Here is a 20,269-nt window from a genome sequence, read left to right on the forward strand (position 1 = left end):
ATGCTAACTGGCAGGCTGGAAACCATGTCTCTCGTCGTGCCGCCCTATCCGCCGCCCCGGTACACCAAGGACGAGCCGGGAATCAGCGCCTGGCTCAAGCGGGCCGACGAGCCACCCGACTACGAAGCCGGGGGCGTCAAGTACCGCTACCTGGCCAACCAGCACGCCACCGACGGCGACTACGGGCTGTACCGGGTCGACATCCCGGCGGCCGGCGGCGGCCCCGGGCCGCACTTTCACCGGGCGATGTCCGAGGCGTTCTTCGTGCTTTCCGGGACGATGAGGCTCTACGACGGCACCCAGTGGACCGACGGGCATCCGGGTGACTTCCTCTACGTGCCGCCGGGCGGCGTGCACGGCTTCCGCAACGGGGCCGACGAGCCGGCGTCGATCCTGATGCTGTTCGCACCGGGCGCGCCGCGCGAGGCCTATTTCGAGGGCTTCGCGGCGCTGGCCGACATGACCGACGACGAACGCCGGGAGTGGTTCGTTCGGCACGACAACTACTGGGTGCCGGAGTCGGGTTAACGATGAGCGAACTTTGCGAGCCGCTCGCCGGTACGCGGCGCCTGCGCGACGTAGGGTTTGGCGGTGCAGGTGAGGTCGAAGCGCGCCGCGGCGTGGTTGCGGATGAAGGTCGAGACGGCGTACAGCGCCCCGGTCAGGACCGCTGAGCGAGTCAAACGACCGAGGCGCCCGGGCCTGAGGCGCGTGCCGAGCGCGTCCGCCAGGGTGCGCGGTCGTCGGCTCAGGCCGCCGACCGGTCACCGACCGAAGCGGTAGTCGGCGTCGACCAGCTCGCGGGTGCGCTCGAAGAACGTCCGCCCGCTGTACGGCAATTGGGTGACCACCTTGCCGCTCGGATGCCGGAAGTAGTTGTCGCACGCGAGCCAGACCTTGCCCTCCATGGCGGCCTGTATCTCCTCGTTGTAGCGGCGTTGCGCGTCGCGGGTCACCTGCACGGTGCGCGCGCCCCGCGCGGTCAGCACGTCCAGGATGTGGCGGACGAAGGTCGTTTGCGCCTCGTGGATGTAGATGATCGAGTTGACGCCGTTGGTGTTGGGGCCGTACAGCGTGAAGAAGTTGGGATAGCCGGCCACCAGGGTGCCCAGGTAGGCCTCGGCCCCGTCGCTCCAGTCGTCGGCGAGGCGGCGCCCGCCGGTCCCGTGGACGTCGACGCTGGCCAGGTAGTCAGCGGCCTTGAACCCGGTGCCGTAGATGACGGTGTCGACGCGGTGCTCGACGCCGTCGACGGTGCGCACGCCGTGCTCGGTGAGCTCCGCAATGGCGGCCGTCTCCAAGGTGACGTTGGGCAACCCCAACGTCGGATACCACTCGCGCGACATCAGCGGCCGTTTGCAGCCGGCGGGGTAGTCCGGCATCAGCTTCGCGCGCAGCTCCGGGTCGGCCACCTTGCGCATCAGGTAGCTGCGGGCAAGCTCGGTCGCTTCCCGCGTCTGCGCGGCGTCGACGTCGAAGCTGGACGACTCGTAGGCGTCGAAGGCCTCGTCGCGCAGCTTGAGCGCCATCTCGGGGTGGCGTTCGAACAGCTCCTGCTGCTCGGGCGTGAACGGGAAGTCGAAGCGGGGCGCGATCCAGATCGGGCTCCGCTGAAACACGGTCAGGTGGGCGGTTTCTCGCGCGATCGCCGGAACGTACTGGATGGCGCTGGCGCCCGTGCCGATGGACGCGACCCGTTCCCCGGCCGTCGACTTGCTGTGATCCCAGCGGGACGAGTGGAATTGGCGGCCGCGGAATCGATGTCCGCCGCGGATGTCCGGGACGTGGGGAACGTCGAGCATCCCGACGGCGCTGACCACCACGTCGAAATCGTGCTCGCGACCGGCGTCGTCGGTCAGGGTCCAGCGGCGCCCGGTGTCCGACCAGCGCGCGGAAGCCACCGCGGAGTTCGCCCGCAGGTGTGACCCGAGCCCGTGGTCGGTCGCGACCCTTTCCAGATAGGCCAGGATCTCGGGCTGGTTGGCATACGTCTTGCTCCACCGCGGGTTGGGCGCAAAGGAATACGAGTACAGGTGTGACGGGACGTCGCACGCCGCGCCCGGAAAGGTGTTGTGGCGCCAGGTCCCGCCGAATCCGTCGGCCCGGTCGAAGATGGTGAAGTCGTACCCGCCCTCGGCCAGCTGGATGCCCATGGCGATGCCGCCGGCACCGGCGCCGATGATCCCGACGGTGAGTTTTCGGGGCATCACGCCCCGTATTGGGCAAAGTAGGGCCGCTGCGGCCGGCTCTTTTCCACCAGGATGAACACCACGCCCCACGGGTCGACGAACCAGGTGGTGCGGACCCGCGCGACCTCCGCGATCCCGCTGACCAGAAAGCGCACCCCCCTGCTTTCCAGCTCCGCCCGGGTGGCGTCGAGGTCCTCACAGATCAGCCCGACGTGAGACAGCCCCGGCTCGGTGAGGGCGGCGCGGCCCGGCCGATCGGAGCCGGGCGCCCCGAGGTATTCGATCACCTCGAGCACCCGGTCGCCGTCGCCGTCGAACCCGACGATGGCCGCCTTCATGCTCGGGTCCGCCACCAGCTCGCCCATGTCGTCGCGAATGGCGTTACCGGCCATGACATACGGCGGCGAGAGCACACGCAGGCCCAACACGTCACGGTAGAACGCCACGGCCGCCTCGCAATCCGGAACGCACACCCCGGTGTGGGCCACCCCGGTAATCACGTTCTCGACTCTACGTCTGCGCGAAGGGCTCACCGGGCTCGGTTGGGAAAATCCGACCGGCCGATAATGGTCCGGTGCGGTCGGTCCAAGAACACCAGCGCGTCGTAGCCGAACTGATCCGTCCCCGCCCGGTGGCCACCGCGGCGCTGGCCGAGGCGCAGGGACTGGCGCTGGCCGAGGACGTGGTCGCGCGCCTGGCGCTGCCGGTCTTCGACAACTCCGCGATGGACGGATACGCGGTGCGCGCCGAGGACACGTCCGGCGCCTCACCCGAACACCCGGTGGTCCTCACGGTCGCCGAGGACATTCCCGCCGGCCGCACCGACGAGCTGACGCTGCAACCGAACACCGCGCACCGCATCATGACCGGCGCGCCGCTGCCCGCCGGGGCGACAGCCGTCGTGCCGGTCGAGGACACCGACGGCGGCGTGGACGTCGTGTCGATCCGCGCGCCCCGCGAGGCCGGCAAGCACATCCGGCGCGCGGGCGAGGACGTGGCTCCCGGCACGACGGTGTTGCGGCGCGGCCAGGTGGTGACGCCGGCCGTGCTCGGCCTGGCCGCCGCGCTGGGAATGGCCGAGCTGCCGGTGCTGCCGCGCCAGCGGGTGCTGGTCATGTCGACCGGGTCGGAGCTGGTGGCGCCCGGCAATCCGCTGCGGCCGGGACAGATCTACGAGTCGAATTCGATCATGCTGGCGGGGGCCGTCCGCGACGCCGGCGCCGACGTGATCGCGGTGGCGACCGCGGAAGACGATGTGGCGCAGTTCAGTTCGATCCTCGATCGCTACGCGGCCGACTGCGACCTGATCATCACCAGCGGCGGGGTCAGCGCCGGCGCCTACGAGGTGGTCAAGGACGCCTTCGGCCGTCAGGGCGACCAGGGCGTCGAGTTCGTCAAGGTGGCGATGCAGCCCGGCATGCCGCAGGGCATCGGCCGGGTGGCCGGGGCGACGATCGTCACCCTGCCCGGCAACCCGGTCAGCGCCCTGGTGTCCTTCGAGGTATTCATCCGGCCCGCGCTGCGCCGGGCCATGGGGCTGCCTGACCCCGAGCGCCCGCGCCGGGCGGCCGTCCTCAGCGATTCGTTGACCTCGCCGCGCGGCAAGCGGCAGTTCCGCCGCGCCGTGCTGGACCGCGACACCGCCACCGTCACCAGTTACGGCCCGCCGGCCTCACACCACCTGCGGTGGCTGGCGTCGGCGAACGCGCTGCTGGACATCCCCGAGGACGTGACCGAGGTGCCCGAGGGGACCGAGCTGCAGGTCTGGGACCTGAGCTAACTCAGCCCGCCGGGGTGGCGACCTGCCGATGGAAATCGTCGGCCCGGTCGAACGCGGCGGCGCAGCGGATGGCGACCGCGACGACCGACATCAGCACCGGAACGGTCACCAGCGCCGCCGCCAGCCCGACCCGGTCGGCCAGGTGACCGATCAGCGGCGGCCCGAGCAGGTAGCCCAGCCAGCCCGTCGCAGCGACGGTCGCGATCGCCGAGCCCGGGCCGCCCGCGCCGTAGGCGGCGCTGAACGCCGTCGGCACCAGCAGCGCCACACCGACCCCCAGCGCGGCGAAACCGGCCACGGCGACAACAGGATCGGCGGTCGCCAGCGCCACGCCGATGCCGGCCGCACCGAACAACGCCAGCGCCGGCAGCAACCGGCGGGCCGAGACCCGCGCGTGCAGGCGTATCGCGCCCAGCCGGGTCAGGACCATCGTCAGCGTGTAGGCCGCATAGCTCAGCGCGGCGACCCCGGGCCCGGCGCCGACGACGTTGCGCAGGTAGTTGGCCGACCAGTCGGTGGCGGCGCCCTCGCACAGGAAGGACACGAACGCCACCGCCGCCAGGATCGCCACCGTCGGCGTCAGCCAGCCCTGCCCGGACCGCTGCCGAGGCGACTCCGCCGCCGGGTCGGGGATGAGCCCGCGCGCCAGCGCCCCGACGACGATCAGGACCACCAGCCCGACCGCCGCGAGCTGGGGCGTCAGCCCGACGCCGGCCCCGACGCACGCCGCACCGATCACGGCGCCCAGCAACGCGCCGAGGCTCCACATGCCGTGGAAGCGGGCCATGATCGGTGCGCGCGCCAGGCGCTCGACCGTGCCGGCCTGGGTGTTCATCGCGACGTCCAGCCCACCCTGGAACATCCCCCACAACGCCAGCGCCACGAACAGCGCCGGCCCGGACCGGGCCAGCCCCACCGTCGTCCCCGCGAGGGCGTAGCCGGCGGCCGTCACCGGAACCAACCGGTGACTCCCCCAGCGCGGCAACGCCCAGTGGCTGCCCACGGTGGCCAGCACCGAGCCCAGCGGCGCGCCGAACAGCGCCGTCCCCAGCGCGGCGTCGGACAGGCCGAGCCCGGCCTTGACCGCCGGAATGTGCGCGGCCCACGACGAGAACCCCACGGCGTGGGCGATGAACACGGCGGTGACGGCGATCTTCGCGCGGCGCAGCCGCGGCGCCCGGTCCTCATTGGGATGCATGTCGAAGGTGGGCGTTCCCCCTGCGGCCCGGAACCAACCAGGCGCGGCTTTCGTAAGATGGCCGCGTGGCACGCCGCCCCCGCCCTGTCGGCCCTACCGCCGAGGATCCCAGCTTCAGCCCGCAGCACGCGTTGGAGTTGGTGCGCTCGACGATTCCGCCGGTACACCCGGCCGGCCGCCCCTTCATCGCGGGCGGCCTGGCGGTGGCGCTGGCCGGCCGCAGGCACCGGTGGATCCGCCGGGCCGGCCTGCTGGCGGCGGGCGCCTGCGCCGGATTCTTCCGCCACCCGCCCCGGGTGCCGCCGACCCGGCCGGGCGCCATCGTCGCGCCCGCCGACGGATTGGTGTGCGTGATCGACGCCGCCGCGCCGCCGGCCGAGCTCGGGATGGGTGACGCGCCGCTGCCCAGGGTCAGCATTTTCCTGTCGCTGCTGGACGCCCACGTGCAGCGGGCCCCGGTGAGCGGCGAGGTGATCGCCATGCAGCACCGGCCCGGCCGGTTCGGCTCGGCCGATCTGGCCGCGGCCAGCACCGAGAACGAGCGCACCAGCCTGCGCATCCGGACGCCCAGCGGCGCGGAGGTGGTGGCGGTGCAGGTCGCCGGGCTGCTGGCGCGGCGCATCATCTGCGATGCGCAGGTCGGCGACAAGCTGACGATCGGCGACACCTACGGGCTGATCCGGTTCGGCTCCCGGCTCGACACCTACCTGCCGGCGGGCGCCGAACCGCTGGTCCGCGAGGGCCAGCGCGCGATCGCCGGCGAAACCGTGCTGGCCGAGCTGCCATGATCAGCAAGCCGCGCGGCCGGCCGTCGGTGAACCTGCAGATCCTGCCCAGCGCGATGACTGTGCTGTCCATCTGCGCGGGCCTGACCTCCATCCGGTTCGCCCTCGAGCACCAGCCCAAGGCCGCGATGGCGCTGATCGCCGCCGCCGCCATCCTGGACGGCCTGGACGGCCGGGTGGCCCGCATCCTGGACGCCCAGTCGCGCATGGGCGAGGAGATCGACTCGCTGGCCGACGCGGTGAACTTCGGGGTGACGCCGGCGATCGTGCTCTACGTGACGATGCTGACGACGTCGCCGGCCGGCTGGGTGGCGATCCTGCTCTACGCGGTGTGCGTCGTGCTGCGGCTGGCGCGGTACAACGCGCTGCAAAGCGACGGCAGCCAGCCCGCCTACACCCACGAGTTCTTCGTCGGCATGCCGGCGCCGGCGGGCGCGGTGTCGATGATCGGGCTGATCGGGCTCAAACTGCAGTTCGGTGCGGGTTGGTGGACGTCGACGACATTCCTGTGCATCTGGATCACCGGGACGTCGATGCTGATGATCAGCAAGATCCCGATGCGCAAGATGCACGCCGCGGCCGTGCCCCCCAGCTGGGCGGCGCCGCTGCTGGCGCTGCTGGCCATCTGCGCGGCCGCGGCGGTGCTGGCCCCCTACGTCCTGATCTGGGTCATCATCATCGCCTACCTGTGCCACGTCCCGTTCGCGGTCCGCAACCAGCGCTGGCTGGCCGCGCACCCCGAGGCGTGGGCCGACGAACCGAGGCAGCGCCGCGCCGCGCGACGCGCGATCCGCCGGGCGCAGCCGCACCGGCGGTCGATGGCGCGGCTCGGGCTGCGCAAACCGGGTGGGCGCCTGCCATGAGCCGGCCGGGCGAGGATGCGGCCCGTCAGCTCACGCTCACCGCGCGGTTGAACACCTCCGCCGTCGACTCGCGCCGCGGCGTCGTCCGCCTGCACCCGAGCGTGGTTGCTGCGCTTGGGATTCGGGAGTGGGACGCGGTGGCGCTGACCGGCTCGCGGACCACGGCGGCGGTGGCGGGCCTGGCCGGGCCGGACACCCCGGTCGGCACCGCGCTGCTCGACGACGTGACGCTGTCCAACGCCGGGCTGCGCGAGGGCGCCGCGGTGATCGTCGGCGCGGTCACCGTCTGCGGCGCGCGGTCGGTGACGCTGTCGGGCTCGTCGCTGGCCAGCCAGTCCATTTCGCCGGTGACCCTGCGGCAGGCCCTGCTGGGCAAGGTGCTGACCGTCGGCGACGCCGTGTCGCTGTTGCCCCGCGATCTCGGCCCGGGCACCTCGACGTCGGCGGCCACCCGTGCGCTGGCCGCGTCGGTCGGCATCAGCTGGACCTCGGAGCTGCTGACCGTCACCGGCGTCGACCCGCGGGGGCCGGTCAGCGTGCAGCCCAACTCACTGGTCACCTGGGGCGTGGGCGTGCCGTCCGGCGGCGCGACACCGTCCACCGACCTGGTCGACGTCGCCAGCCCGGAGACTGTCGTCGAGGAACTCAAGGGCTCCCAGCCGCAGGCCGCCAAGCTCACCGAATGGCTCAAGCTGGCGCTCGACGAGCCGCACCTGCTCAAGACCCTGGGCGCCGGCGCGAACCTGGGCGTGCTGGTGTCCGGCCCCGCCGGGGTGGGCAAGGTGACGCTGGTGCGCGCGGTGTGCGACGGCCGCAGGATGGTCAAGCTGGACGGCCCGGAGGTGGGCGCGCTGACGCCGGAGGACCGGCTCAAGACCGTGAGCTCGGCGGTGCGGGCCGTCCGCGACGGCGGCGGCGTCCTGCTGATCACCGATGTCGACGCCCTGCTGCCGGCCACGCCCGAACCGGTGGCGGCGCTGATCCTGGGCGAGCTGCGCACCGCCGTGGCGACCGAGGGTGTCGCGTTGATCGCGACCTCGGCGCGGCCCGACCAGCTCGACGCCCGGCTGCGGGCGCCGGACCTGTGCGACCGGGAGCTCAGCCTGCCGCTGCCCGACGCCGGCACCCGCAAGGCGTTGCTGGAGTCGCTGCTCAAATCCGTGCCCGCCGGCGGCCTGAATCTGGACGAGATCGCGGCTCGCACACCGGGTTTCGTGGTCGCCGACCTGGCCGCGCTGCTGCGGGAGGCCGCGCTGCGGGCGGCGTCACGCGCCAGCACCGACGGGCGCCCGCCCGAGCTGAACCAGGAGGACCTCGTCGGTGCGCTGACCGTCATCCGGCCGCTGTCCCGTTCGGCCAGCGAGGAGGTGACCGTCGGCAACATCACCCTCGACGACGTCGGCGACATGGCCGAGGCCCGGCAGGCGCTGACCGAGGCCGTGCTGTGGCCGCTGCAGCACCCGGACACCTTCGCCCGGTTGGGTGTCGAACCGCCTCGCGGCGTGCTGCTGTATGGGCCGCCCGGCTGCGGCAAGACGTTCGTCGTGCGCGCGCTGGCCAGTACCGGGCAGCTGTCCGTGCACTCGGTCAAGGGGTCGGAGCTGATGGACAAGTGGGTGGGCAGCTCGGAAAAGGCCGTCCGCGAACTGTTTCGGCGTGCCCGCGATTCCGCCCCGGCGCTGGTTTTCCTCGACGAGATCGACGCGCTGGCGCCGCGGCGCGGGCAGAGCTTCGACTCGGGCGTAACCGACCGGGTGGTGGCCGCGCTGCTGACCGAACTCGACGGCGTCAACCCGCTGCGCGACGTCGTCGTGCTGGGGGCCACCAACCGGCCGGAGCTGATCGACCCGGCACTGCTGCGCCCGGGCCGGCTGGAGCGGCACGTGTTCATCGAACCGCCCGACGCCGCCGCCCGACGCGAGATCCTGCGCACCGCGGGCAAATCCGTCCCGCTCAGCGACGACGTCGACCTCGACGAGGTGGCCGCCGGGCTCGACGGTTACAGCGCCGCCGACTGCGTGGCGCTGCTGCGCGAGGCGGCGCTGACGGCGATGCGGCGATCGATCGATGCCACCGACGTGACCGCCTCCGACATCGCGGCGGCGCGCCAAATCGTGCGCCCCTCGCTGGATGCCGCGCAGGTCGATGCGCTACGCGCGTTTGGCAAAGCTGTCTAGCATCGCCCGCACCGACGCGGCGACGTCGGCCTCGAGCCAGGGCGGCATGGGCTCGTCGTGCGCGTGCCGGCGCACCACGGCATAGGGCAGGTCGGCGACCGCGCGAGCGACCGCATCGACCGATCGGGAGTCCTTGCGCCCATAGAGCTTTCGTGCCAGTACGCCGAGCCGCCGGGTCAGGGGCGCGTTCATCGCGGCCACCGTGTCCTGGAACGCCGCGTCCGGCTCGCCGTCGAGCAGGTCTCCGGGCCGGATGGTCAGCAGCAGGCGCGCGTCCTGCGGGAGCTCACGGGCGAAGCCGATGGCCGAAACCGCCATCGCGACCGCCGTTTCCCGGGGCGTATCCGCCTCGGCGTCCATCGCCCTGGACTGGAAGCGTTCCAGTGCGCGCAGCCACGCCGCGGTGAGAATGCCGTCGCGGTTGCCGAATCGGTGATACAGCGTGCCGGCGGGCGCGCCGCTGGCCTTGGCGATCGCCGCGACGCTGGCCGCGCGCGGGCCGCCCTCGAGCACCAGCGTTCGGGCGGCGTCGAGGATCACATCGGTTTCGTGCTTCCGTGGAGGGGCCATGATCTAGTACATTCCTTCTATATGGAACGATTATCCTATATCGACGAGCATGCCATAACCATCGACGCGAATCGCGCCGACACGTGGTCCGCGCTGCTGCGGGTGATGTGCCGCAATCCGGACGAACCCGCCACCGTGCCAATCGGTTTCGTCCTCGACGAGGCACTGCCACCGGAGCGGTTCGCGCTGAAAGGTCGTCACCCGTTCGCGGTGTATCGGTGGGTGTTCGAGCTGGATGAACAAACGCGGGACCGCACCCGGCTGCGCGCCACCACATGGGCGGCCTTCCCCGGACTGCGCGGACGGATCTATCGCGGTCTCGTCATCGGCACCGGCGGTCATGCGGTGGTGACCCGCGCGACGCTGAAACGCGTTGCGGCTGCGGTACTTACCGAGCGGTCCAGCGCAACCGCGGCCGACTACACCGACGTTTTCGAGGCCACGATCCAACCCGGTGACACACGCTCGGCCGAGCAGATGTTCCGCGACGCGCTGGGCCGCGAATCCGACGGAGGCGCCGTGCGGTGGATCCACCGCCACGTCCTGAGATTCAACCTGGCGCCGCACCCATCGCCCGATCACCTGATCGGCTGGTCGGTCGCCCGCTCGGACCACGACGAGATCGTCCTTAGGACGAGCGGGCCGCTGATGCGGGGCGAACTGGCGTTGCGACGCCAGGACGGCCTGCGGGCCACACTCACCACTCGCGTGCACTACCACCGCAAGACGGCCGCCCGGACGGTCTGGGCAGTCGTTGCTCCCGTGCATAGGGTCATCGCGCCGCAGCTGGTGCAACGGGCCGCCCGCGACGGCGGACGGCGGGCGCACGCACACCACAGCTGATTCCCAGTCGGCATGTAACCCCGTCGAATACCTCTTCTCGACGAGGTTGCCGGATCACCGGATCGGCGGCCGTCAAGGGAGGAACCGCATGAACGACGACGGCCGCCGCACCGTAAGACCGACATGATTGCAATACAGCCGCCTCCCGCGGTCGTTCTCGCCGCGCCCGAGGCCCGGCTGCACAAGCTGCGGAACGTCGCTCCGACGACCCGGGTCATGGTGGTGGCAACCATGGTCTCGATGGTCGCCTTCCTCGACACGACGGTGGTGAACCTGGCGCTGCCGGCCACCGCGCGCGACCTCGGCGGCGGGCTCTGCCTGCAGCAGTGGATCGTCGATGGTTATCTACTGGCGCAGGCGGCCACGATCCTGCCGGGCGGTTCCCTGTCCGACCTGTTCGGGCGGGTGCCGGTGATCCGCCTGGGACTGGTGGCCTTCGGGACGGGTTCGGTGCTCGCGGCCAGCGCCCCCACGCCGGTCCTGCTGATCGCCGGGCGCGTCGTCCAGGGTCTCGGCGCGGCGTTTCTGGTGCCCGGGTCGCTGGCGTTGATCAATTCGACGTTCGCTCGCGCGGAGCGCGCAACGGCCATCGGCACCTGGACCGCGTGGACGGGCACGGCGTTCGCGCTCGGCCCGCTGCTGGGCGGCCTGGCGGTGGACTTGCTGAGTTGGCGATGGATCTACGTCTTGTCGGCCGTTCCGATGGTCATCGGTTTCGCGTTGACGTTCTGGCTGCACCCGACGCCGCGGCCGGCCCAGCGCGTCCGCCTCGACGTCGCCGGTGCCGTCCTGTCGGCCGTGGGCCTGGCCGCCACGGTGTATGCCCTGATCGAATCGCGCGAGCACGGCTGGTCGGATCCCCGCGTCGCCGCCTCGCTGTGTGTGGGCGTCGCCGCGCTGGTCGCGTTTGCGGCCTGGCAGCGCCGCGCCCCGCACCCGCTGGTGCCGCTCGGGCTGTTCCGGATTCGCAATTTCGCGGGTGCCAATGTGACCACCGGCTTCGTCTACGGCGCCATCACGATGGGCGCCCTGGCGGTCGCTCTGTATACGCAGGAGGTCGCCGGTTATTGCGCAACCGTCGCGGGATTGGCCACGCTGCCCACCCCGATCATCTCGTTCCTGTTCGCCAAACGCGTCGGCAGGCTGGCCGCGCGCATCGGGCCTCGGATTTTTTTGACGGTCGGGCCACTGTTGGCCGGGTCGGGGCTGCTGCTCATCCGTCCCGGTCACGGGTTCAACATCGTCACGCACCTGCTGCCCGGGACGATCGTGGTGGCCATCGGTTCGGTGCTCACCCTGACGCCGCTGGCCGCGCTCAATCTGTCCTCGGTCGACGCGGCCCGCAGCGGCGTCGCGGCGGCGCTGCAAAACGCGGTGGGAAGAACGTCGGCGCTGGGCTCCGTTGCCTGCGTGGGCCTGATCGCGGCCGGCACGCTGACAGACGCCAGTTTCGCGCGGCTGCTGCACGTCGCCGCCGGCCTGTACTTCGTCGGCGCGCTGGTGGCCGGCCTCGTGGTCACCGGCCGTATCCATCCCGTAGCGGAGGCCCCCGGCAAGGTCGCCGTCGGCGTGGCCTGACCGCATACACCGTGGCCGCATGGCCGAACGATCGCCCACCTCGACGATGCGGGATCACCGGCTTGGCGGCAGCGGCTCCCACTCGCGGGACAGCCGAGCGGTGAACCGCGGCGGCCGCTTCTCGACGAACGCCGCCACGCCCTCGGCCGCGTCGGCGGTGCCCATCACCCGTTGGTGCAGTTGGGTTTCCAGCGCGGCGACCTGCCGCGGGGTGTAGCCGTTGATCGCGGTGTCCCAGAGCAGCCGCTTGCACAGCGCCGCCGACATCGGTGCCACGTTGACCGCGATGTCGCGCGCCAGCTCGAGCGCGTGGTCGAGCACCCGGTCGGCGGGCAGCGCCCGGTTCGCGATCCCGAGCGCGGCGACCTCGTTCCCGGTGAACGTCCGGCCGGTCAGCAGCACCTCGGCCGCCACCCCGAGGGTGGTCAGGTGCGCCAACGTCCAGTGCGACATGCAGTCTCCGATGACGCCCCGGCGGACCTGCACCACACCGTATTTCGCGTCGTCGGCCACGATGCGCAGGTCCGCCTGCAAGGCGATGGTCAGCCCGATGCCGATCGCGTGGCCGTTGACGGCGGCGATCACCGGCTTGCGCAGCTCGAAGGCCGCCGGGGTGATCGGCGACGCCGAGAACTCCTCGCCCGGGGCGTCGAAAGGGCTTGTCTCGCCGGAGAAATCCGCGCCGGCGCAGAAGGCGCTCCCGGCCCCGGTCACGACGATGGCGCGGACGTCGTCGTCACCGTCGCAGTCGGAGTATGCCCGGCTCAGCAGCGCGCCCATCTCGGCGGTGTAGGCGTTGAGCCGCTCGGGCCGATTGAGCGTGAGCACCGCCACGCCCGCGTCGACGTCGACGGTGAGGTCGGCGCTCATCGCAGCGCCGGAACCCGATGCAGCGCGCCGATCAGGTCGGCGATGTCGGCGCCACGCGGCTCGTAGCCCGGGAAGTAGCAACACACTTCGGCGGCGTGCCCGCCGAACCGCTCGGCGATCTGCCGCGCGCATTCCTCGGGCGTGCCGACGATCCCGATCCGGGCCACCACCTCGTCGCTGATCAGCCGGCGCATCTGCGGGAAGCGGCCCTGTTTGGACAGGGCGTTGAGCTCGGGTTGGACGTCGGCCCAGCCCTCGGCCTCGAGCACCGGCAGGTAGGCGGGCGTCGAGCCGTAGAACGAAATCAGCGACGCCACACCGTCGATCGCGGCGGTCAGGTCGGCCTCGTCGCGGCCGACGGCGACCATGGCCTGGACAATGATTTCGAAGTCCTCGGCGGATCGACCCGAGCGCCGCAGGCCCTCGCCGACGGCGGGCAGCGTGCGTTCGGCGAAGTGGCGGGCGCTGTTGAACGGCATCACCAGCAGCCCGTCGGCGACCTGCGCGGCGGTGCGCGTCATCACCGGGCCCAGCGCCCCCAGCAGCACCGGCGGCGGCCCGAACGGGTTGGGGCCGGGATTGAAGTTGGGCGCCATGATCGTGTGCGTGTAGAACTCGCCGCGAAAGTCCAAGCGACCGTGGCCTTCCCAGGCCGCGAAGATCGCCTTGATGGCCCCGATGGTTTCGGCCATCCGGGCCGCGGGCCGCTCCCACACACCGCCGTAACGCTTTTCGATGTGGGCCTTAACCTGCGAGCCGAGGCCGAGCCGGAACCGCCCCCCGCTGTAGAGCTGCAGGTCGTAGGCGGCGTGGGCCAGGTGCAGCGGGCTGCGCGGCGGCGCGATCGCCACGTTGGTCATCAGGTCCAGGCCGGTGGTGCCGGCGGCGAGGATCAGCGGGAAGAACACATCGTGCTGGCCCTCGAAGGTGAACAGGCCGTCGGCGCCCGTCGCCGCGATCTCGGCGGCGCTCGCCGCGGCGTTCACCGGTGACCCGTCGACCTGCAGATGTACCTTCATCCAGTCCCCTGTCGAACTATTCGGAAAGCTGAAACTCCACCACCTCGGCGAGCGACTCGACCGCCTCGCGCAGCGCCTCGAGCCGCTGGCCGGCCGACGGCGCCGACAGCACCGAGTAGGCGTCGGCCGTGCCGATGGGGATGCGAGAGGCCAACGCGTACAGGCGTTTCCCGGGGTCGGCGGCCGGGTCCTGGCCCAGCAGCGCCGCACGGTCCGGCAGCGCGACGCCGCGCGCGTCGGCGATCCGCTCGAACAGGGCCATCACATCGTCCTCGAGCTCGACCAGCTGGGCGGCGGTGACCGGATCGCCGGGCTCGTCGGGCCACACGGTCACGGTCGCCCGCGGATAGGGATCGTCGGGCAACCATTCGGTGACCCGGATCCGCTCGCCGGTCCGGCACCGCATGGAGTACCGGCCGGCGCCGTGGTCGACGCATTCGGTGATCGCAGACAACACGCCGACGTCGCAACGCGCCTCGCCGCCGCCGACCTCGCGCCCGCGCGAGATCAGCACGACGCCGAACGGGTCGCCGGTGTCCAGGCAGTGCCGGACCAGCGCGCCGTAGCGTGGCTCGAAGATCCGCAGGGGCAGGTCCTGGTCGGGCAGCAGCGCCGACTCCAGCGGGAACATCGCCAGTTCCATCAGATCTCCAGCTCGGCGACCAGCGCGTCGACCACCGCCCGCAGGTCGCCGTCGTGTTCCTCGGCCACCCGGCGCTGCCGCTGATACGAGGCGCCCAGCGTGGGGATGTCGGCCACCGCGGCCAGCTCGTCGACACAGTTCAACGACTTCGCCACGGGCTCAAGCCGATTCAGCACCTCGTCGAGGTCCTCGGTGACGAGCCGCTCGTTGCTGTCGGCGTCCTGGATGATGATGGCGTCCAGGCCGTAGCGGGCGGCGCGCCACTTGTTCTCCTGGTTGTGCCACGGCGGCATGGTCGGCAAGGTCTCGTCGGCTTCCAGCCTGCGGTCCAGGTCCACCACCAGGCAGTGCGTCAGCGCCACCAACGCGCCCAGCTCGCGCAGGTTGGACACGCCATCGCAGATCCGTACCTCCAGGGTGCCCAGGTGCGGCGAAGGCCTGATGTCCCAACGGACTTCGTCGACGTGATCGATGATGCCGGTCTTCTTCTGGTCGTAGACGAAGCCCTCGAACTCCGACCAGGTCTGGAACTGGAACGGCAGGCCGGCGGTCGGCAACTGCTGGAACATCATCGCGCGGTTGCTGGCGTACCCGGTGTCCACGCCGGTCCACCACGGGGAGGACGCCGACAGCGCCAACAGGTGCGGGTAGTACTTCAGCAGGGACGTCATGATCGGCATCACCTTGTGCGCCGAGGAGATTCCGACGTGCACGTGCACGCCCCAGATCAACATCTGCCGGCCCCACCACTGCGTGCGCTTGATCAGTTCGGCGTAGCGGGGCGCGTCGGTGAGCTTCTGGGCGGACCACTGCGCGAACGGGTGCGCGCCGGCGCTGAAGAACTCCATGCCCCGGTCGCGGACGATTCGCTGCGCCGGGCCCAGGGTTTCCCGTAGATCCTCCATCGCCTCGGGGGTGGACCTGCAGACACCGCTGACGACCTCGACCGTGTTGCGCAGCAACTCCTTGTGTACGCGCGGGTTTTCGCCGATCTCGGCGATCACCGCGGTGGCCTCGTTGCTCAGGTCGCGGGTCTGCGCGTCGACGAGCGCGAACTCCCACTCCACGCCGAGGGTCGGCCTCGGTGACCGGGCGAAATCGATGCGCGCGTGGGCCCTGTTAGCCGGCACCGATCACACCGCATGCGACCCGCTTGCCGGCGTCACCGGTGCTCATCGTCATCTGGTCGGGGCCCGGGGTGCCGTTGGTCTGGTTGTAGCGCTCCGGCGGGATGTTGGCGAAGTTGTCGGCGCCGGCGTGGATGATGATCGCGGTCTTCTCGCCGCTGAGCAGGTCGTCCATGGCGAAGGCGTCCGTCGTGGTCATCAGCATCCCCGACCCGTCCTTGCGAACCTGAAGCGAGGTCAGGTCACCGCTGGCGGGCTCGGCGGCGTGCCCGGGCGCCTGGAAGTGTCCGCCGGCGGACAGGAAATCGCCCGGCGCTCCACCCGTCGGGGCGACGGAGTTGGGCTCGCACTTGCCGACCTTGTGGATGTGGACCCCGTGGAAGCCGGGCGAGAGCACCCCGTTGGCGGTGGTCTCGATGGTGACGGTGGCGTAGCCGTTGTTGAACTGAAACGTGGCGGTGGCGACCTGGGTGCCGTCGGGCGCCTTCAGGTGGGTGACGACGCTCGGCCCCGACGGCGCGGCGGCGGGCCCGCCCTCCGGCGTCCCGGTTCCGGCCGGTGCCGGTGAGCCGGTCCACACCGCCGGCGTGGTGCCCGGGGACGTGGAGGCGTGCTGCGGCGACGAGCACGCGCCGAGCAGGGCGGCCGAAGTTGCTGCGGAGAGCGCGGAAACGGTGACGGCGGCAGTGCGGTAACCAGCGAGCTGAGGCATAGCGGAAGCCTAGCCGCTGACGGGTCAACCCGTAACGAGGACGATGACCCCGGGCGGTTGTCCGCTTAGGGCCGGGATGCGCGGTTCGACCGGGGCGCCCAGGATTTTGCCGACCGCGTCGGCGGTGGCGTGCTCGTCGTCGGCGTCGGTGTAATACACGGTGGTGGCCGAGACGTCGGGCACGGTCAGGTTGTCGACTTTGGTGACGTTGAAACCGCCGGCCGTGAGCTGATCCTTGGTGCGGGAGGCGACGCCCTCTCTCGTCGAGATGTTGTACACCTGCACCTCGGACCGGTTGGCCGCGGGTTTAGTGCTCGTCGGCGTGGTCGAGGTGCTGGTGGCGGACGACGTGGAGACCGCCGAGGCCGAGTCGTCGTCGGAGCTGCCGGACGACCCCAGCGCCTGCCAGCCGAGCAGCAGGAAAATGACGCCTAAGAACAACAGCACCATCACCATCGCCCGCAGGGGCAGCCCCGTGGAGTCGGGGACTCGCTCTTTCATCGAGCCCACTGTAGCGAGTCAGGTCACCTCGAAGCCGAGGCGCCGCGCCGCCCGCGCCTTCTGGCGGCTGGCACGCAGCCGCCGCAGCCGCTTCACCAGCATCGGGTCGGCGGCGAGCGCTTCCGGCCGGTCGACGAGCGCGTTGAGCACCTGGTAGTAGCGCGTCGCCGACATCGAGAACAGCTCTTTGATCGCTTCTTCTTTTACGCCCGCGAATTTCCACCACTGACGTTCGAAGGCGAGGATGTCGTGTTCGCGGCGGGTGAGGCCATCTGCGATCTCGGCATCGTCCCCCGATCGATTTGCCCGCGCCATGGCGCTGTCCATATAGCTTCCCCTGGACCCTTCCGGCGAATTCGGCTGCTGTAGATGACTTGACTTACCTGAGGGCGTGTTTCGGCGAATATTGAACCACGGCGCAAACCCTCAAGCCGTGATCCAGACCCGCGAGTCGGCCGATTGGCTCAGATTGCCCGGGCGAACACGGCCGGCTTCGACCCCCGCGGGCGTGCGGTAGCTTAGCCGACCATGGCAGTCGTACCGATCCGGATCGTCGGCGATCCGGTCTTGCACACCCCGACACAGCCGGTGCCCGTCGGCGCCGACGGCTCGCTGCCGGCCGAGCTGGCGGAGCTGATCGCCAACATGTACGACACCATGGACGCCGCGCACGGAGTCGGCCTGGCCGCCAACCAGATCGGCGTCGGGTTGCGGGTCTTCGTCTACGACTGCGCCGACGACCGGGGCCGGGCGGACCGGCGCCGCGGCGTGGTCGTCAACCCGGTGCTTCAGACCTCCGAGATACCGGAGACCATGCCCGATCCGGACAACGACGACGAGGGCTGCCTCTCGGTCCCCGGTGAGTCGTTTCCCACCGGCCGCGCCACCTGGGCGCGGGTCACCGGCCTCGACGCCGACGGAAAGCCGGTCGAGATCGAGGGCACCGGCCTGTTCGCGCGCATGCTGCAGCACGAGACCGGGCATCTGGATGGCTTCCTGTACCTGGACCGGTTGATCGGTCGCCACGCCCGCAGCGCGAAGCGCGCCGTCAAGGCGCACGGCTGGGGTGTGCCCGGGCTGTCGTGGCTGCCGGGCGAAGGGCCGGACCCCTTCGGTCACTGATGTTCTCGTGGCCGGAGTTGGGCACGCGGGTGACGCTGCGCTACCGGCGGCCCCCCGGCTCGGTCCCGCCCCTGACCGACGCGGTCGGACACCTGCTGGCGGTCGACCCGGTGGTGCGGGTCCGGACCAAGACGGGCGCGGTCGCCGAAGTGCTGCCCGACGACGTGGTCGCGCTGCGGGTGCTGACCGACGCCCCGGTGCGCACCTCGGAGATCCGGGCCGTCGAGCATGCGGCCGCCGCGGCGTCGCCCGGGGCGGAACACCTTTGGCTCGAGGGCTGGCTGCTGCGGGCCGGGGGCGGGGTCGATTTCGCTGTGCCGCTGGACGTTTCGGCCCGTGCTGGCACGGTCGCGGTGATCGCGGACTGGTACGAGCGCCGCGGCATCACGCCGCGACTGGCGATCCCCGATCGCTTGTTGCCGCTGCCGCCGGGGCTGAGCGCCGAACGCACGGAACGCGTTTTGGTGCGCGACGTCTCGGCGCCGGCGGAGGCGGACGGGCCCGACTCGGGCGTCACGGCCCTCGCACGCGCGGCCGTGACCGACGCGCCCGACGGCACGCGCTGGGTGGGGCTGTCGGCGGCCGGGGAGGACCCGGCCACGTACGAGGGGCTGCTGACCGGGGCCGCGGCACGCGGCGCGACCCGCGCCTATCTGGTCGTCGCGGGCGACGACACCGGCCTGCTGCGGCTCGCCGACGCGCTGGGCTTCCGGGCGCATCACAGCCGCCGCTACTTTCCGGCCCGCTCGCCCGCCTGGGATACCGTCTAGCGATGGTTGATGACGGCGGCGACCCGCTGCGGCTGGCCACCTGGAACGTGAATTCGATCCGCAGCCGCCTGCCCCGCGTCCTCGACTGGCTCGCGCGGGCCCAGGTCGACGTGCTGGCCATGCAGGAGACGAAATGTTCCGACAGCCAATTTCCCACCCTGCCGTTTTTCGAACTCGGCTACGAGGTGGCGCATGTCGGCTTCAATCAATGGAACGGCGTGGCGATCGCCTCGCGGGTGGGCCTCGACGACGTCCAGATCGGCTTCGACGGCCAGCCCAGCTGGAGCAGCAAGCCGGAGGTGGCCGCGACGGCCGAGGCCCGCGCGCTCGGCGCCTCCTGCGGCGGCGTCCGGGTCTGGAGCCTGTATGTGCCCAACGGGCGCGCGCTGGGCGATCCCCACTACACCTACAAGCTGGAATGGCTTGCCGCGCTGCGTGATACGGCGACCGGCTGGTTGCGCGACGACCCCGCCGCGCAGATCGCGTTGGCCGGCGACTGGAACATCGCCCCGACCGACGACGACGTCTGGAGCACCGACTTCTACGTCGGCTCCACCCACGTCTCCGAGCCTGAGCGCCGCGCGTTCGCCGCCATCGTCGATGCCCAATTCACAGACGTGGTAAGGCCTTTCGCGCCCGGGCCGGGGGTGTACACGTACTGGGACTACACCCAGCTGCGGTTCCCGAAAAGGCAAGGCATGCGCATCGATTTCATCCTGGCTTCACCGGAGCTGGCCGCGCGCGTGACGGGCGCCGAGATCGTGCGCGAGGAGCGCAAGGGCAAGGCCGCCAGCGATCACGCACCGGTGCAAATCGACGTAAGGCGAGACTAAATCGCGTTGACCTCGTTCGCGCCGCTCCCATGACCAGGTTAAGCTCAGGCAAATTAAATGCGGCCGCTCGTTGTCTGCGCGTTTGCAAGGTGGCAGGCTTTGATTTTGTTAGAAGCGACAAGCAGTGTTTTTTTGCTGTTAACGATGCGTTCAGCGGGTACACCTCACCCGTGAGCCGCGTTCGCGGCAAGGGCAGGAAAGCCAGGGAGTCATGATGAGTGTCATCGGCGGGGCAGTCCGAGGGGTGGGTCAAGCGGTGAATCGCGCGGCAAGCGCGACGACCGCGACCGCCGGCGCCGTGGGCGGCGCGGCGGTGAACGGCGTCATCGGCGGCGTCACCGGCGCCGCCGAGGGCGTCAAGAAGGGACTCAGCAGCGGCAGCCACTCGGCGCCGGCGGCCGCGGTGGCCATCGGCGCGCTGGGCGTCGCGGGGCTGGTCGAGTGGCCGGTGCTGCTGGCCGTCGGCGGCGGCGCGCTGTTGCTGCAACGGCTGAGCCACCGAAACGGGTCGGGCACGTCGGCGCCCAAGACCAGCCTCAAAGCCGTGCCCGCCGAACCGGCGGAGCAGAAGCCGGCGCCGCGGAAGTCCGCGCCGCAGAAGGCGGCCGGCAAGTCGACGGCCAAGAAGGCCGCCGGGCGCCGGGCCGGCGGCACCGCGCTGCGCAGCACCAACTAACGGGACTGTACGA

At 71.1% G+C, this 20,269-nt stretch carries 23 protein-coding genes; 11 read left to right on the top strand and 12 right to left on the bottom strand.

What is annotated here, in order from left to right; all coding sequences use genetic code 11:
- Nucleotides 1-24 precede the first annotated feature (24 nt).
- Nucleotides 25-528, top strand: a complete 504-nt coding sequence (locus ACEL92_RS24140) for a cupin domain-containing protein (RefSeq protein WP_374023097.1) — start codon at nt 25-27, stop codon at nt 526-528.
- On the opposite strand, the gene ACEL92_RS24145 is transcribed toward ACEL92_RS24140, so the two are convergent.
- From ACEL92_RS24145 to ACEL92_RS24155, 3 genes are all read right to left on the bottom strand, one after another.
- Complete coding sequence (locus ACEL92_RS24145; RefSeq protein WP_374023098.1) at nt 525-683, bottom strand: hypothetical protein; 159 nt, start codon at nt 681-683, stop codon at nt 525-527. The genes ACEL92_RS24140 and ACEL92_RS24145 overlap by 4 nt on opposite strands.
- Before the next feature lie 81 nt (nt 684-764).
- Entirely contained in the window at nt 765-2,207 is a 1,443-nt protein-coding gene (locus ACEL92_RS24150; RefSeq protein WP_374026363.1) for a flavin-containing monooxygenase, read from the bottom strand.
- On the bottom strand, nt 2,207-2,689 hold the full coding sequence (locus ACEL92_RS24155) for a VOC family protein (RefSeq protein WP_374023099.1): 483 nt from the start codon (nt 2,687-2,689) through the stop codon (nt 2,207-2,209). The genes ACEL92_RS24150 and ACEL92_RS24155 overlap by 1 nt, the downstream gene beginning before the upstream one ends.
- 74 nt (nt 2,690-2,763) lie before the next feature.
- On the opposite strand from ACEL92_RS24155, the gene glp reads away from it, so the two are divergent.
- The gene (glp, locus tag ACEL92_RS24160; protein ID WP_374023100.1) at nt 2,764-3,969 is read left to right on the top strand and encodes a gephyrin-like molybdotransferase Glp; all 1,206 of its coding nucleotides are present in this window, start codon (nt 2,764-2,766) and stop codon (nt 3,967-3,969) included.
- A 1-nt stretch (nt 3,970) separates the two neighbouring features.
- Here glp and ACEL92_RS24165 read toward each other — a convergent pair whose 3' ends face one another.
- Entirely contained in the window at nt 3,971-5,167 is a 1,197-nt protein-coding gene (locus tag ACEL92_RS24165) for an MFS transporter (protein ID WP_374023101.1), read from the bottom strand.
- Nucleotides 5,168-5,232: 65 nt separating this feature from the next.
- Here ACEL92_RS24165 and ACEL92_RS24170 point away from each other — a divergent pair, with 65 nt between their 5' ends.
- The 3 genes from ACEL92_RS24170 to ACEL92_RS24180 are packed head-to-tail and all read left to right on the top strand — an operon-like array spanning nt 5,233 to nt 8,992.
- The gene (locus ACEL92_RS24170; protein ID WP_374023102.1) at nt 5,233-5,955 is read left to right on the top strand and encodes a phosphatidylserine decarboxylase; all 723 of its coding nucleotides are present in this window, start codon (nt 5,233-5,235) and stop codon (nt 5,953-5,955) included.
- Nucleotides 5,952-6,815, top strand: coding sequence for a CDP-diacylglycerol--serine O-phosphatidyltransferase (gene pssA / locus ACEL92_RS24175; RefSeq protein ID WP_374023103.1), 864 nt, complete (start codon nt 5,952-5,954; stop codon nt 6,813-6,815). The genes ACEL92_RS24170 and pssA overlap by 4 nt, the downstream gene beginning before the upstream one ends.
- Nucleotides 6,812-8,992: an AAA family ATPase gene (locus tag ACEL92_RS24180; protein WP_374023104.1), complete on the top strand. Its 2,181-nt coding sequence runs from the start codon at nt 6,812-6,814 to the stop codon at nt 8,990-8,992. Before pssA ends, ACEL92_RS24180 begins: the two co-directional genes overlap by 4 nt.
- Here the strand turns inward: ACEL92_RS24180 and ACEL92_RS24185 are convergent.
- A complete protein-coding gene (locus ACEL92_RS24185; protein ID WP_374023105.1) occupies nt 8,966-9,562 on the bottom strand; it encodes a TetR/AcrR family transcriptional regulator in 597 nt (198 codons plus the stop codon). The two genes, ACEL92_RS24180 and ACEL92_RS24185, sit on opposite strands and share 27 nt — an antisense overlap.
- 21 nt (nt 9,563-9,583) lie before the next feature.
- On the opposite strand from ACEL92_RS24185, the gene ACEL92_RS24190 reads away from it, so the two are divergent.
- Together ACEL92_RS24190 and ACEL92_RS24195 are read left to right on the top strand one after the other, a co-directional pair.
- Entirely contained in the window at nt 9,584-10,405 is an 822-nt protein-coding gene (locus ACEL92_RS24190; protein WP_374023106.1) for a hypothetical protein, read from the top strand.
- A 123-nt stretch (nt 10,406-10,528) separates the two neighbouring features.
- A complete protein-coding gene (locus ACEL92_RS24195; RefSeq protein ID WP_374023107.1) occupies nt 10,529-11,983 on the top strand; it encodes an MFS transporter in 1,455 nt (484 codons plus the stop codon).
- A 54-nt stretch (nt 11,984-12,037) separates the two neighbouring features.
- On the opposite strand, the gene ACEL92_RS24200 is transcribed toward ACEL92_RS24195, so the two are convergent.
- From ACEL92_RS24200 to ACEL92_RS24230, 7 genes are read right to left on the bottom strand one after another with little or no spacing between them, the layout of a single operon-like run.
- The gene (locus ACEL92_RS24200) at nt 12,038-12,853 is read right to left on the bottom strand and encodes an enoyl-CoA hydratase/isomerase family protein (RefSeq protein ID WP_374023108.1); all 816 of its coding nucleotides are present in this window, start codon (nt 12,851-12,853) and stop codon (nt 12,038-12,040) included.
- A complete protein-coding gene (locus ACEL92_RS24205; RefSeq protein WP_374023109.1) occupies nt 12,850-13,872 on the bottom strand; it encodes a TIGR03617 family F420-dependent LLM class oxidoreductase in 1,023 nt (340 codons plus the stop codon). Before ACEL92_RS24205 ends, ACEL92_RS24200 begins: the two co-directional genes overlap by 4 nt.
- 16 nt (nt 13,873-13,888) lie before the next feature.
- Nucleotides 13,889-14,515: an LON peptidase substrate-binding domain-containing protein gene (locus tag ACEL92_RS24210; protein ID WP_374023110.1), complete on the bottom strand. Its 627-nt coding sequence runs from the start codon at nt 14,513-14,515 to the stop codon at nt 13,889-13,891.
- Nucleotides 14,515-15,645, bottom strand: a complete 1,131-nt coding sequence (locus ACEL92_RS24215) for a glutamate--cysteine ligase (protein WP_374023111.1) — start codon at nt 15,643-15,645, stop codon at nt 14,515-14,517. The genes ACEL92_RS24210 and ACEL92_RS24215 overlap by 1 nt, the downstream gene beginning before the upstream one ends.
- Nucleotides 15,635-16,354, bottom strand: coding sequence for a superoxide dismutase family protein (locus ACEL92_RS24220; RefSeq protein WP_374023112.1), 720 nt, complete (start codon nt 16,352-16,354; stop codon nt 15,635-15,637). Before ACEL92_RS24220 ends, ACEL92_RS24215 begins: the two co-directional genes overlap by 11 nt.
- 24 nt (nt 16,355-16,378) lie before the next feature.
- The gene (locus ACEL92_RS24225) at nt 16,379-16,855 is read right to left on the bottom strand and encodes a LytR C-terminal domain-containing protein (protein ID WP_374023113.1); all 477 of its coding nucleotides are present in this window, start codon (nt 16,853-16,855) and stop codon (nt 16,379-16,381) included.
- An 18-nt stretch (nt 16,856-16,873) separates the two neighbouring features.
- Complete coding sequence (locus ACEL92_RS24230) at nt 16,874-17,182, bottom strand: DUF3263 domain-containing protein (RefSeq protein WP_007167558.1); 309 nt, start codon at nt 17,180-17,182, stop codon at nt 16,874-16,876.
- Nucleotides 17,183-17,383: 201 nt separating this feature from the next.
- On the opposite strand from ACEL92_RS24230, the gene ACEL92_RS24235 reads away from it, so the two are divergent.
- The 4 genes from ACEL92_RS24235 (at nt 17,384) to ACEL92_RS24250 (ending at nt 20,256) form a co-directional block, all read left to right on the top strand.
- Nucleotides 17,384-17,977 carry a peptide deformylase gene (locus ACEL92_RS24235; RefSeq protein ID WP_374023114.1) on the top strand — a complete coding sequence of 198 codons (594 nt, stop codon included), beginning with the start codon at nt 17,384-17,386 and terminating at the stop codon, nt 17,975-17,977.
- Nucleotides 17,977-18,747, top strand: coding sequence for a GNAT family N-acetyltransferase (locus ACEL92_RS24240; protein ID WP_374023115.1), 771 nt, complete (start codon nt 17,977-17,979; stop codon nt 18,745-18,747). The genes ACEL92_RS24235 and ACEL92_RS24240 overlap by 1 nt, the downstream gene beginning before the upstream one ends.
- A gap of 26 nt (nt 18,748-18,773) precedes the next feature.
- Entirely contained in the window at nt 18,774-19,580 is an 807-nt protein-coding gene (locus tag ACEL92_RS24245) for an exodeoxyribonuclease III (protein ID WP_374026364.1), read from the top strand.
- Between the two features lie 214 nt (nt 19,581-19,794).
- Complete coding sequence (locus ACEL92_RS24250; RefSeq protein ID WP_374023116.1) at nt 19,795-20,256, top strand: hypothetical protein; 462 nt, start codon at nt 19,795-19,797, stop codon at nt 20,254-20,256.
- The last annotated feature ends 13 nt before the right edge of the window (nt 20,257-20,269 follow it).

It is taken from the genome of Mycobacterium hainanense (assembly GCF_041890355.1).
Classification (GTDB): Bacteria; Actinomycetota; Actinomycetes; order Mycobacteriales; family Mycobacteriaceae; genus Mycobacterium; species Mycobacterium hainanense.

Bases quoted from the DNA above. Each gene is read 5' to 3' on its own strand.
- ACEL92_RS24180 (WP_374023104.1), top strand. From the start codon at position 6,812: ATGAGCCGGCCGGGCGAGGATGCGGCCCGTCAGCTCACGCTCACCGCG.
- ACEL92_RS24165 (WP_374023101.1), bottom strand. From the start codon at position 5,167: ATGCATCCCAATGAGGACCGGGCGCCGCGGCTGCGCCGCGCGAAGATC.
- ACEL92_RS24185 (WP_374023105.1), bottom strand. From the start codon at position 9,562: ATGGCCCCTCCACGGAAGCACGAAACCGATGTGATCCTCGACGCCGCC.
- ACEL92_RS24205 (WP_374023109.1), bottom strand. From the start codon at position 13,872: ATGAAGGTACATCTGCAGGTCGACGGGTCACCGGTGAACGCCGCGGCG.
- ACEL92_RS24150 (WP_374026363.1), bottom strand. From the start codon at position 2,207: ATGCCCCGAAAACTCACCGTCGGGATCATCGGCGCCGGTGCCGGCGGC.
- ACEL92_RS24140 (WP_374023097.1), top strand. From the start codon at position 25: ATGTCTCTCGTCGTGCCGCCCTATCCGCCGCCCCGGTACACCAAGGAC.
- ACEL92_RS24200 (WP_374023108.1), bottom strand. From the start codon at position 12,853: ATGAGCGCCGACCTCACCGTCGACGTCGACGCGGGCGTGGCGGTGCTC.
- pssA (WP_374023103.1), top strand. From the start codon at position 5,952: ATGATCAGCAAGCCGCGCGGCCGGCCGTCGGTGAACCTGCAGATCCTG.
- ACEL92_RS24235 (WP_374023114.1), top strand. From the start codon at position 17,384: ATGGCAGTCGTACCGATCCGGATCGTCGGCGATCCGGTCTTGCACACC.
- ACEL92_RS24190 (WP_374023106.1), top strand. From the start codon at position 9,584: ATGGAACGATTATCCTATATCGACGAGCATGCCATAACCATCGACGCG.
- ACEL92_RS24225 (WP_374023113.1), bottom strand. From the start codon at position 16,855: ATGAAAGAGCGAGTCCCCGACTCCACGGGGCTGCCCCTGCGGGCGATG.
- ACEL92_RS24220 (WP_374023112.1), bottom strand. From the start codon at position 16,354: ATGCCTCAGCTCGCTGGTTACCGCACTGCCGCCGTCACCGTTTCCGCG.
- ACEL92_RS24230 (WP_007167558.1), bottom strand. From the start codon at position 17,182: ATGGACAGCGCCATGGCGCGGGCAAATCGATCGGGGGACGATGCCGAG.
- ACEL92_RS24195 (WP_374023107.1), top strand. From the start codon at position 10,529: ATGATTGCAATACAGCCGCCTCCCGCGGTCGTTCTCGCCGCGCCCGAG.
- ACEL92_RS24250 (WP_374023116.1), top strand. From the start codon at position 19,795: ATGAGTGTCATCGGCGGGGCAGTCCGAGGGGTGGGTCAAGCGGTGAAT.
- ACEL92_RS24210 (WP_374023110.1), bottom strand. From the start codon at position 14,515: ATGGAACTGGCGATGTTCCCGCTGGAGTCGGCGCTGCTGCCCGACCAG.
- ACEL92_RS24240 (WP_374023115.1), top strand. From the start codon at position 17,977: ATGTTCTCGTGGCCGGAGTTGGGCACGCGGGTGACGCTGCGCTACCGG.